This window comes from Limnohabitans curvus (assembly GCF_003063475.1).
Taxonomy (GTDB): Bacteria; Pseudomonadota; Gammaproteobacteria; order Burkholderiales; family Burkholderiaceae_C; genus Limnohabitans; species Limnohabitans curvus.
Map to the genome: position 1 here is coordinate 2,859,285 of NZ_NESP01000001.1, position 11,149 is coordinate 2,870,433.

Sequence of the window (11,149 nt, forward strand, 5' to 3'; positions counted from 1 at the left end):
CCTGAATCATAAAGCGCTGAGGCACGCGCGAACTTCGACCAGTAAGGTCTCCAAACTAGGAACTAATGAAGTAAAGATGGGGCCTGTCACGTCCAGCGGCTTCTCGCGGCTGGTTTGGTACAGGTCAGTCATGGCTTGCGCCAACGGTTGCGCCGCAAACAAAGGCATGAAGCCCTTCAAGGCATGGAGCGAATGTTCGACCTTCAAGGCGTCGCCCGCTGCCAAACCCGCTTGGATGATGGCCATTTCTTGGGTCAAACTTTGCTCAAACGTCATCACCAGCTCGCGCAATTGGCCCGCTTCAAAAGCGAACTCTTTGGCGCGGGTGAGGTCAAGCAAGGGAGATATAGACATAAGGTTCAGATTGATCACAGAGCGCGGGGATAATAGCAGCCATGAACCCCCTTCTTTCGAGCCTTCAGCCCTATCCTTTTGAGCGGCTGAAGCAACTTTTCTCCACCGTCACCCCCAACCCTGCGTATGCGCCCATCAGCCTAGGCATTGGCGAGCCACGCCATGCCACGCCGCAATTGGTGCTCGATGCCTTGGCCAAAGCCACGGCGCAGTTGGCCGCCTACCCTGCCACCGCAGGTTTGCCTGCGTTGCGCGAATCGTGTGTGAATTGGATGCAGCGCCGCTATGGTTTGAAGCTGGACGCTGCCACCCAAGTGCTGCCGGTGAACGGCTCACGCGAGGCCTTGTTTGCATTTGCCCAAACGGTGATTGACCCCACACGCGATGCGGTGGTGGTGTGCCCCAACCCGTTCTACCAAATCTACGAAGGCGCTGCGCTGTTGGCAGGTGCACAAACTTATTACGCGCCCAGCGACCCTGCGCTCAACTTCAACGTCAACTGGGACAGCGTGCCTGCCGAGGTCTGGGCCAAAACTCAGCTGTTGTTTGTGTGCTCACCCGGCAACCCCACCGGCGCTGTGATGCCCATGAGCGACTGGGAAAAGCTGTTTGCCCTGAGCGACAAGTACGGTTTTGTCATTGCCAGCGACGAGTGCTACAGCGAAATCTATTTCCGCGAAGAAGCACCATTGGGTGGCCTAGAAGCCGCTACCAAATTGGGGCGCACCGACTTTAAAAACTTGGTGGCCTTCACCAGCTTGTCCAAGCGCAGCAATGTGCCAGGCATGCGCAGCGGCTTTGTGGCGGGCGACGCCAACATCCTCAAACAGTTCTTGCTGTATCGCACCTACCACGGCTCCGCCATGAGCGGCATGGTGCAAGCGGCCAGCATTGCCGCGTGGGACGACGAAGCCCATGTGGTGGACAACCGTGAGCAATACCGCCAAAAGTTTGCGGCTGTCACCCCACTGCTCGAAGCGGTGATGGATGTGCGTTTGCCCGATGCTGGTTTTTACCTGTGGGCGGCAGTTCCAGGAGGAGACGATGTGGCCTTCGCACGCGACTTGCTGGCTCAATACAATGTGACGGTGCTGCCGGGCAGCTACCTAGCGCGAGACGCCCAAGGTTTCAACCCCGGTGCCGGTCGAATTCGCATGGCCTTGGTGGCCGAAACTGCCGAGTGCTTAGAAGCCGCGCAACGCATCGTGGCGTTCATCAAACAAAACCATTCCTGATTCCTTTCTTAATTTCAACGTAGAGAAGACAACCATGACTCAACACCAACTCCAACACGTCATCGACAACGCTTGGGACAACCGCGCCAACATCAGCATTGACAACGCCACACACGAAGTGCGCGATGCCGTGGACCACGTGATTGCCGAATTGAACGCTGGCCGCTTGCGCGTGGCCACCCGTGAAGGCGTTGGCCAATGGACGGTTCACCAATGGTTGAAGAAAGCTGTGTTGTTGTCCTTCCGTTTGAAAGACAACCGCCTCATGAAGTCGGGCGACTTGGCTTTCTACGACAAAGTGGACACCAAGTTTGGCCACATGACTGAAGACGAACTCAAAGCCGCTGGCGTGCGCGTGGTGCCGCCCGCTGTGGCCCGTCGCGGCAGCTTTGTGGCTGCTGGTGCGATTTTGATGCCCTCTTACGTGAACATCGGCGCCTATGTGGACAGCGGCACCATGGTCGACACATGGGCCACCGTGGGCTCATGCGCACAAATCGGCAAGAACGTGCACTTGTCTGGCGGCGTGGGCATTGGCGGCGTGTTGGAGCCATTGCAAGCCAACCCCACCATCATTGAAGACAACTGCTTCATCGGCGCTCGCTCTGAAGTGGTGGAAGGCGTCATCATCGAAGAAAACTCCGTGCTCGGCATGGGCGTGTTCATCGGTCAATCGACCCCCATCTTCGACCGCGCCACAGGCGAAATCAGCTACGGCCGTGTGGCTTCTGGCTCTGTGGTGGTGGCTGGCAACATCCCTAAAGTCGCAGCCAACGGCGCGCCTTACAGCATGTACGCCGCCATCGTGGTCAAGCGTGTGGACGCACAAACCCGCTCTAAGACCAGCATCAACGACTTGTTGCGCGACTGATCTTTTAAAAAGCAAGTTTCGATGTCTCGCACCCTCCAGCTCACAGAGCAACTCATCTCGCGCCCTTCGGTCACACCCGAGGACGTGGGCTGTTTGGACATCATCACCGCACGGCTCGCGCCCATCGGTTTTGAGTGTGAGCGCATCGACAGCGGGCCAGACACCTTTCGCGTGAGCAACCTGTGGGCTGTCAAGCGCAGCTCACAGGCAAACGCCAAAACACTGGTATTCGCAGGCCACACCGATGTGGTGCCCACCGGCCCCATCGACCAATGGACCAGCGACCCCTTCACCCCCACCCACCGGGACGGCAAATTGTTTGGCCGTGGTGCCAGCGACATGAAAGCGTCGTTGGCAGCGATGGTGGTGGCGTGTGAAGAGTTTGCGATTGCGTGCAAAGACCCATCCATCAACATCGCCTTCTTGCTCACCAGCGACGAAGAAGGCCCAGCGTTAGACGGCACCGTCAAAGTGTGCGAAGCCTTGAAGGCCCGTGGCGAAAAACTCGACTGGTGCATCGTGGGCGAACCCACCTCGGTAGAACGCACCGGCGACATGATCAAAAACGGCCGACGCGGCACCATGAGCGGCAAGCTCACCGTCAAAGGCGTGCAAGGCCACATTGCCTACCCGCAACTCGCCAAAAACCCCATCCATTTGCTCAGCCCCGCGTTGGCAGAGTTGGTGGCAATTGAATGGGACAAAGGCAACGACTTCTTCCCGCCCACCAGCTGGCAAGTGAGCAACATCCACGCGGGCACGGGTGCGAGCAACGTCATTCCGGGCGAATGCGTGGTGGACTTCAACTTCCGCTTCTGCACCGAATCCACGCCCGAGCAATTGCAACAGCGCCTGACCGCGGTGCTGCACAAACACAGCTTGGACTTCGACCTCAAATGGACCATCGGTGGCCTGCCCTTCCTCACCACGCCTGGTGATTTGGTGGGCGCCGTGCAACGCGCCATCCACGACGAAACCGGCATTGACACCGAGCTGTCCACCACCGGCGGCACCAGCGACGGGCGCTTCATTGCGCAAGTTTGCCCGCAAGTCATTGAGCTCGGCCCGCCCAACGCCACCATCCACAAAATCAACGAGTTTGTGGCCGTGGCTGATTTGGATCCCCTGAAAAACATCTATCGCCGTGTGCTGGAACAGCTGCACGGCTTGGCCTCACCGGCCAACACGTCCGCACAATGAACCCATCTCTCACACTCAGCGCGCTCATTGCACAGAGCGCGCAGCAGCTTGACGCTGCCCACACTGCAGGCAACTTGAGCTTTGGCCACGGCACCACCAACGCCGCCGACGAAGCTGCCTGGCTGGTGCTGTGGAAGCTGGGTTTGCCGCTCGACACCGATGTGTCAGACGAGGCGCACAACCTCGAACTGCCCGCCACGCAAGTGGCCAGTGTGCAAGCCTTCATTGAGCACCGCATTGCCAGCCGCAAGCCCGCGGCTTACCTCACGCAAGAGGCGTGGCTGCAAGGCGTGTCGTTCTACATTGACGAGCGCGCCATCGTGCCGCGTTCACTCATTGCGGAGGTCTTGGCCGAAGGCAGCATCGATCCTTGGCTAGACCCCAACACCACGCGTGTGCTCGACCTGTGCACTGGCAACGGCAGCCTTGGCATCTTGGCTGCGTTGGCCTATCCAGACATCACCGTTCAAGGCTTGGACTTGTCCAAAGACGCCTTGGCTGTGGCCCAAATCAACATCGAACGTCACGGTCTAGAAGGCCGCATGACGTTGGCCGAATCGGATGGTTTGGCTAAGGCTGATGGTGTATTCGATCTGATACTGTGCAACCCACCTTATGTGAACGCACAAAGCATGTCCGAGTTGCCCGCCGAATTCAAAGCCGAGCCCGCGCTTGCTTTGGCCGGTGGCGATGACGGCATGGACTTTATTCGCCAAATGCTGCGCGACGCCCCAGCACACATGAGCGAAAACGCAGTTCTGATCCTAGAGATTGGCCACGAACGCGATTACTTTGAAGCAGCCTTTCCTTTCCTAGATGTCGTGTGGCTATCGACCAGTGCTGGTGACGACCAGGTCTTACTCCTCACACGCCAGGCGATTGTCGAAGGCGCAAATACACAATGATCACGATTAAAAATGTCACCTTGCGCCGCAGCGCCAAGGTGTTGCTCGAAGGCGCCACCGTCACCCTCAACCCGGGTGAAAAAGTAGGCTTGGTGGGCCGCAACGGTGCGGGGAAATCGTCGCTGTTTGCGTTGCTCAACGGCAACTTGCAAGAAGACACGGGCGAGTTCTATATCCCCACGCAATGGCGCATGGGCCAAGTGTCGCAAGACATGCCCGAGACCGAGCAAAGTGCCACCGAGTTCGTGATTGAAGGCGACACCGTGCTGAACAACGCGCGTACCGAAGTCAAAGCAGCCGAAGCCACCGATGACGGCGAACGTTTGGGCAACGCCTACATGGCCTTGTACGACGCAGGCGAACACGATGCGCAGTCACGCGCACAAGCGCTCATCTTGGGCCTGGGCTTTAAAACGACAGAGCTCGACAACCCCGTGAACAGCTTCTCCGGCGGTTGGCGCATGCGCTTGCAACTGGCGCGTGCGCTGATGTGCCCATCTGACTTGCTGCTGCTGGATGAGCCCACCAACCACTTGGACTTGGACGCCTTGGTGTGGCTGGAAGCTTGGCTCAAGCGCTATGAAGGCACGATGGTGGTCATCAGCCATGACCGCGAATTTTTGGATGCCGTGACCAACGTCACTCTGCACATCGATGCCGGCAAGCTGGTGCGCTACGGCGGCAACTACAGCAAGTTTGAAGACATGCGCGCCGAGCAAATGGAGCTGCAACAAAACGCATTCTCCAAACAGCAAGACAAGATCGCGCATTTGCAAAAGTTCATTGCACGCTTCAAGGCCAAGGCCAGCAAAGCCAAGCAAGCGCAAAGCCGCGTCAAGGCTTTGGACCGCATGGAAAAAATTGCGCCGTTGTTGGCCGAGGCCGACTTCAGCTTCGAGTTCAAAGAACCTGCCAACTTGCCCAACCCCATGCTGAGCATGCAAGGCGTGAGCGTGGGCTACCCCGCCCCTGCCGACGCGCCTGCGGGCACACCACCCACCGTCATCGTGCAAAACGTCAGCCGCTCTGTGCTGGCGGGCCAGCGCATTGGCATCTTGGGGGCCAACGGCCAAGGTAAATCCACGCTGGTGAAAACCATTGCGCGTGATTTGGGTGCCTTGGGCGGCGAAGTGACCGAAGGCAAAGGCCTGAACATCGGCTACTTTGCGCAGCAAGAACTCGACGTGTTGCACCCCGCAGACAACCCGCTCGACCACATGATTGCGTTGGCGAAAAAACTCACCAGCGACGGCAAGCTGGCCGGCCAAGCCACACGCGAGCAAGATTTGCGCAGCTTCCTAGGCCAGTTCAACTTTGGCGGCGACATGGTCAAGCAAGCCGTAGGCAGCATGAGCGGTGGCGAAAAAGCCCGCCTCGTGCTGTGCATGTTGGTGTGGCAACGCCCCAACTTGCTTCTGATGGACGAGCCGACCAACCACTTGGACCTCGCCACCCGCGAAGCGCTGAGCATGGCGCTGAACGAATTTGAAGGCACCGTGATGCTGGTCAGCCATGACCGCGCTTTGTTGCGTGCCGTGTGTGATGAGTTCTGGATGGTGTCACGCGGTGGCGTGGAGCCCTTTGACGGCGACTTGGACGACTACCAACGCTACTTGCTCGATGAAGGCAAACGCTTGCGTGCAGAAGCGGTGGCGGCTGCCAATGCGGCAGCGCTCAAGCCTGCCGTTGTGGCGCCGGTGGCTGAAGTTGCGGCGCCTGTAGCGAAAGCTGCTGCGCCGGTGGCCTCTCGCGACCAACGCAAAGAAGACGCGCAGCTGCGCAAAGACATCAACGAGAAAAAGCGTCCGTTGAAAAAGGAGTTCGATGGCGTGGAGAAAACCATGGCCACGCTCGAGTCTGAAAAGACGGCCTTGCACGACAAACTTGCCACACCTCTGCCCCCTGCTGAAATTGCCGAAGCAGGCAAGCGCCTCAAAGCGGTGGAAGACGAATTGGCCGAGCTAGAAGTGCGTTGGCTAGAGCTGACTGAGGCCATGGATGCGATAGAAGCTGCAATGGCTTAAATCATTTAAATGAAGCGCGCACTGAACTGCGCGCTGCACCAAATGATGGCGGGAAACGCACACAGCCACGCCCAGAAAAATCGGTTCAAGCCAAAGAACCAAAACACCAAGAAGTGAAACAGCGCCGCCACGGCGCAAAACACAGCGGCGAGTCGTGGGTCGACCAAGCTGATGGGAAACAAAATTTCCCACACGATGAAACCCCACGAGCCCAGCATGGCCAGCCACTTGTTGCGCAGCGGGTGTGTGGCCGACAACGGCCTGTAAATGGCACCGTTCAAAAAGATGGTCATGGCTGAGCCATTGCGCCATTCACTGCGCAGCAGCTTCACAGCACCCGACATGAAATACGACGTGATGGCTTGAATGGCGATGTACCAAAAACCCGCTTGCCAGCCCAGCTCAACATTGACCAAAGCCCCCACCACTTGCGAGATGAGCAAGCCCGTGAGCACCACCAAGGTCATGAAGTCGCTGCCCCCGTTGAACGCCCCACGCCAACGGATGAGGATGAGCAAGTTGCCCACAAACAAAAAACCAATCAGCGGCAACGAGGCGCCCTGCACTGCCAACGCAACCACCGCACAAAGGCGCAACACCAAATGCAGCTGATGCATCTGCGGCTTGAACAGCTCATCGAATAAAGCACGCACAGGCGCGTTAGGAATATCAGCCCGTTGCAAGGGCCAAGACCAAAACGCATCGTCTGCGGTGTACTTGCCCATGCGCAAGTATTCCAGCGTTTGAATCGTGAGGCTCCAAGCAAACACCAACTCGGTGGCGCGAATGGCCATCAAGGTAGGCGCGTCGACCAAAGCGTGAATCAACGTCTGCATGAACGCAGCACTTAACATGTGGCGGCCTCCACTGGCGAGGTCATCATCACTTGCGTGTCCACAGTTTCAGCGCGGCCATCCAGCACCATGCGCAGTTCAAACTGGCGGTGTGTGAAGTTCACATCACGTGCGCGCAGCACTTGGTCACACAGGCGTTGCATCATCTTGTAGCTGACCAAACCGCGTGGGTCCGCGCCCTCGGGCAAGTCATACAAATCGGCCCAAAAATGGTCCACCATGTTTTGCTGGGCTAGACCCATGTTGGTGTCTGGGTTGTGCACGAGATGGCTCAGTCGGCGTACGCGGCGTGGATAAATCAGCACCCACTCGGACCACTGCAGTTCACCCGATGCCAGCTGCACGCCTGAACGCGCATACAGATGCGGCACATGCCCCACCGCATGAAAAAATTTCCAATTCGGAAAAAACGCGCGCAGCAAAAACAGCCAAGGCCCCTTGATGATGGGAGTCTTGACGACAAGCGTGGCGATGAGCACCAAGAAATACAAAACGAACAAAACTTCGGTCATAAGCGTGAAATTCTAGACACGAAGAAGCGCGTCTTTATTTACCCGGTGGCTTCTCGCTGATGACCATCAACGTCTCCACGCCGCCAATGCCCACTTTCAGTTGCAGCGGGAACGCGCCAGGCGGCACGGTGGTCGCCACAAAAGTTTTGGTGGTGGCCTCGTAACGCAACCACTCAGGCAGTGGCTTGCCATCTGCTTGTGTGACACGCACTTCGGTGTTGGTTGCGGCGGCTGCCGGGACCTGCGACTCAATTGAGAACGAGAAGCTGCGTCCGGGAGCTGCGGCTTCTGACGACACTGCCACTGTGATCAAGCCCGTTTGGTTGCTGGATGCTGGGCGTGTTGCAGACACTGACACAGCGCTGTCACCGTTGGCCGTGCCAGAGGATGCACCATTGGCTGCAGCGTTGCCTGTGCTTGCCGGCGCACTCACTTTGGCGGGCTGCACCGCTGATGTTTCAGCGCGAACCACCAACGTACCGGCATTCACCGCGTTCATCAGTTGTGGGTGGTTGATCATCACGATGCCGCCCTTGTAGAGGATGGAACCCGACCATGCGTTCTTGGGATTGAACAAATCAATCTTGGCATTGCCCGCTTCAAAGTTTGAGTTACCGCCTACTTTGATGGGGCCGGTTTGCACAATGTCAAAACCGCCGCTGTTGGCATTCACCTTGGCACCAAAAACCGATGTGCCCAAATCGAGTTTGCCGTTGCTCTTGAGATCGGTGTCTCCCACTGTTTTCACTTGACCCAGAGTCAAGGCGCCGCCGCTGGTGAGTTTGAGCGTGCCAGCGGTATCCACCGACACAAGATCGGCAAAGCTGTTGGCCGCGTTGGTCAACGCCACGTTGCCTGTGGTGGTGATCAGGTCTGTCTTGCCACCCACGGTCAGTGGGGCTGTTTGCGTCAAATCACCTTGGTCCACCGTGGCCATCAAATTGCCTGTCACGGTGCTCGCCCCCAAGGTCAAAGCCGAGGTCGAATGCAGATTGACGTTGACTGCATTCACAGCCACGGGCTGTACAAAGGTGTTGGCTTGGGCAAGCACCACATCACCGCGTGTGGCGGTGATGGTGCTGGTGCCCATCACTGTCAGTGGCGCACTTTGTGTGACGTTGCCTGTGGCCGCGGTCACATTCAGGTTGCCGCTAACGGTGCTGTTGCCCAAGATCAAACCATTGCTGCCCACCAGCTGCACGTTGTTCGCCTGCAAACTGACCGCACCACCAAATTGGTTAGGCATATTGGGCAGGGTTACGTTGCCCGTGCCTGCATTCAGCGTGCTGGTGCCTGTGACTTGCAGAGCAGAGTTGGGCGTTGTGCTTTGCACGATGCTGCCGCCGTTGGTTTGCACCGACAAATTACCGCCCACATTGGCAGCACCCAGGTCCACTTGCTGGCCCTGTGTTGTCGCTGTCAAACTGCCCGTCACCGTGGCTTGTCCAAACGACACCGTGCCAGTCGTGCTGCTCATGTTCAAGCTGCCCGTGATGTTGGCCCCGCCTAGGTTCATGTTGTCACGGCTTTGCAAAGTCAAGTCGCCCCCCGTGATGAATGCCGTGCCTAGGTCAATCGAACCTCTGGGTGCGAGCAAGGTCATGGGGCCGGTGTTGGTCACATTGGCCAATTGCAAATTACCGCTGGTCGCCACCGAGGTGGATGTGCCTTGCAATGCCAATGACCCACCAAAGTTATTGAGTGCATTCAACAACGTGATGGTGCCTGTGCCTGCGGTGACCGAGGTGTTACCTGTCACCACAAACTGTCCGGTCTGCGCCATCGCACCGCCACCCGTTTGCACGCTCATGCTGCCAGACACAGTGCTGGCCCCCACAGACACCGCACCGCCATGGCTGTTCACCGTCAAGCTACCGGATGTGCTGATCGTGTTGGTGGTCAATGCACCTTGTGTTTGCAAATTGACTGAGCCACCACTTTGCAACGGTCCTAAGGTCAATGGTGCATCTGTCGTCACCGACACATCGGCCCATGAACCGCTGTTGATTTGATTGAAGGTCAGCAGACCGGTGAAGGTGTTGTTGGCGTTGGTCAGCGCGGCCACTTGGTGTGTGCCTGCATCGGCAGTCAGGGTTGCAGCGCCACCGATGTTCAGACGGGTGTTGGCACGTTGTGACACACCACCCGTTTGCGTGGTCAGCTGCAGCTGACCGCCAAGATCGACATCACCCAAGGTCAATGCCGTGGCTGATTTCAAATTCAGATTGAACACGGGTATCGGAGTCGATGTGGAAGTCGAAGCACCATCGGTGATGCTTCGGAAAGTCAAGGTGTCCGTGGTTGACGTCAACGTAGTGTCATCCCCCAAAATCATCTGATCGCTGTAGGTTTGTAAACCAGTTGTCGTCACGCCACCGCCGTTGATCTTGGCAATTGCGTCAACGATCAAGCTTTGCCCATCCACAGGGCGATCAAACGTAACTGATGTAGCACTCAAAGTGACCACTGGGCTGGTCAACGACACACGCTCGCCATAGTGCTGCGTGCCTGAGGTCTTGATGCTGGCTGTGTTGATGTTCACTTGGTTAGTTGAAGTCCCGCCACCGTCTGTCTCTAACCAACCAATGTCTACATCGCCCTTGAAGGTGGTGGTGCCTAGGTTGTTGACCGTCAAGCCCAAGCTTTGTGCAGCGGCTGTGATCGTGCGGTCAAAGTTCACACCCAAGGCGTTGATGGTCGTTGTGTGACCCAACACCACGGCGTTACCGTAACTTTGCGCGCCTGTCGTGGTCACTTCACCACCATCGATATGCACCGTGCCATGCACGCCACCGTTGTCCTTGATCGTCAAGCTAGCCAAGGCCGTGCCCTGTCCCACTTCTTTGGTGAACGTCGTCACGCCTGAGTCTTCAATCGTCAAGGCTTGTGGGCCATCGAGGGTGTCAGCAAACGTCACACCTGCACCGGTCAAAGTCACAGGTACCGCGCTCGTCAAGGACACGCGCTCGCCATAGTGCTGCATGCCAGTGCTCTTGATGCTGGCTGTGTTGATGTTCACTTGGTTAGTTGAAGTCCCGCCACCGTCTGTCTCTAACCAACCAATGTCTACATCGCCCTTGAAGGTGGTGGTGCCTAGGTTGTTGACCGTCAAGCCCAAGCTTTGTGCAGCGGCTGTGATCGTGCGGTCAAAGTTCACACCCAAGGCGTTGATGGTCGTTGTGTGACCCAGCACC

General features: G+C 57.6%; 9 protein-coding genes. 5 read left to right on the top strand and 4 right to left on the bottom strand.

Annotated elements, in window-relative coordinates:
* Positions 1 to 6: 6 nt before the first annotated feature.
* Entirely contained in the window at positions 7 to 354 is a 348-nt protein-coding gene (locus B9Z44_RS14235; RefSeq protein ID WP_108358658.1) for an Hpt domain-containing protein, read from the bottom strand.
* Positions 355 to 395: 41 nt separating this feature from the next.
* Between B9Z44_RS14235 and dapC the strand changes: the two genes are divergently transcribed.
* From dapC to B9Z44_RS14260, 5 genes are read left to right on the top strand one after another with little or no spacing between them, the layout of a single operon-like run.
* Positions 396 to 1,589 carry a succinyldiaminopimelate transaminase gene (gene dapC, locus B9Z44_RS14240; RefSeq protein WP_108358659.1) on the top strand — a complete coding sequence of 398 codons (1,194 nt, stop codon included), beginning with the start codon at positions 396 to 398 and terminating at the stop codon, positions 1,587 to 1,589.
* A 34-nt stretch (positions 1,590 to 1,623) separates the two neighbouring features.
* Positions 1,624 to 2,460, top strand: a complete 837-nt coding sequence (gene dapD, locus B9Z44_RS14245) for a 2,3,4,5-tetrahydropyridine-2,6-dicarboxylate N-succinyltransferase (protein ID WP_108358660.1) — start codon at positions 1,624 to 1,626, stop codon at positions 2,458 to 2,460.
* Positions 2,461 to 2,481: 21 nt separating this feature from the next.
* Positions 2,482 to 3,660 carry a succinyl-diaminopimelate desuccinylase gene (gene dapE, locus B9Z44_RS14250; RefSeq protein WP_108402741.1) on the top strand — a complete coding sequence of 393 codons (1,179 nt, stop codon included), beginning with the start codon at positions 2,482 to 2,484 and terminating at the stop codon, positions 3,658 to 3,660.
* Positions 3,657 to 4,565 (top strand): 50S ribosomal protein L3 N(5)-glutamine methyltransferase, encoded by a 909-nt coding sequence (gene prmB / locus B9Z44_RS14255; protein ID WP_108402742.1) that lies wholly within the window; start codon positions 3,657 to 3,659, stop codon positions 4,563 to 4,565. The genes dapE and prmB overlap by 4 nt, the downstream gene beginning before the upstream one ends.
* Positions 4,562 to 6,589, top strand: a complete 2,028-nt coding sequence (locus B9Z44_RS14260; protein WP_108402743.1) for an ABC-F family ATP-binding cassette domain-containing protein — start codon at positions 4,562 to 4,564, stop codon at positions 6,587 to 6,589. The genes prmB and B9Z44_RS14260 overlap by 4 nt, the downstream gene beginning before the upstream one ends.
* A 5-nt stretch (positions 6,590 to 6,594) precedes the next feature.
* Here B9Z44_RS14260 and B9Z44_RS14265 read toward each other — a convergent pair whose 3' ends face one another.
* From B9Z44_RS14265 to B9Z44_RS15220, 3 genes are all read right to left on the bottom strand, one after another.
* Complete coding sequence (locus tag B9Z44_RS14265) at positions 6,595 to 7,425, bottom strand: hypothetical protein (protein WP_170108506.1); 831 nt, start codon at positions 7,423 to 7,425, stop codon at positions 6,595 to 6,597.
* Between the two features lie 11 nt (positions 7,426 to 7,436).
* Positions 7,437 to 7,955, bottom strand: a complete 519-nt coding sequence (locus B9Z44_RS14270; RefSeq protein WP_108402744.1) for a hypothetical protein — start codon at positions 7,953 to 7,955, stop codon at positions 7,437 to 7,439.
* A 34-nt stretch (positions 7,956 to 7,989) separates the two neighbouring features.
* The coding region (locus B9Z44_RS15220; RefSeq protein ID WP_170108507.1) for a beta strand repeat-containing protein at positions 7,990 to 11,149 on the bottom strand (3,160 nt) is incomplete at its 5' end.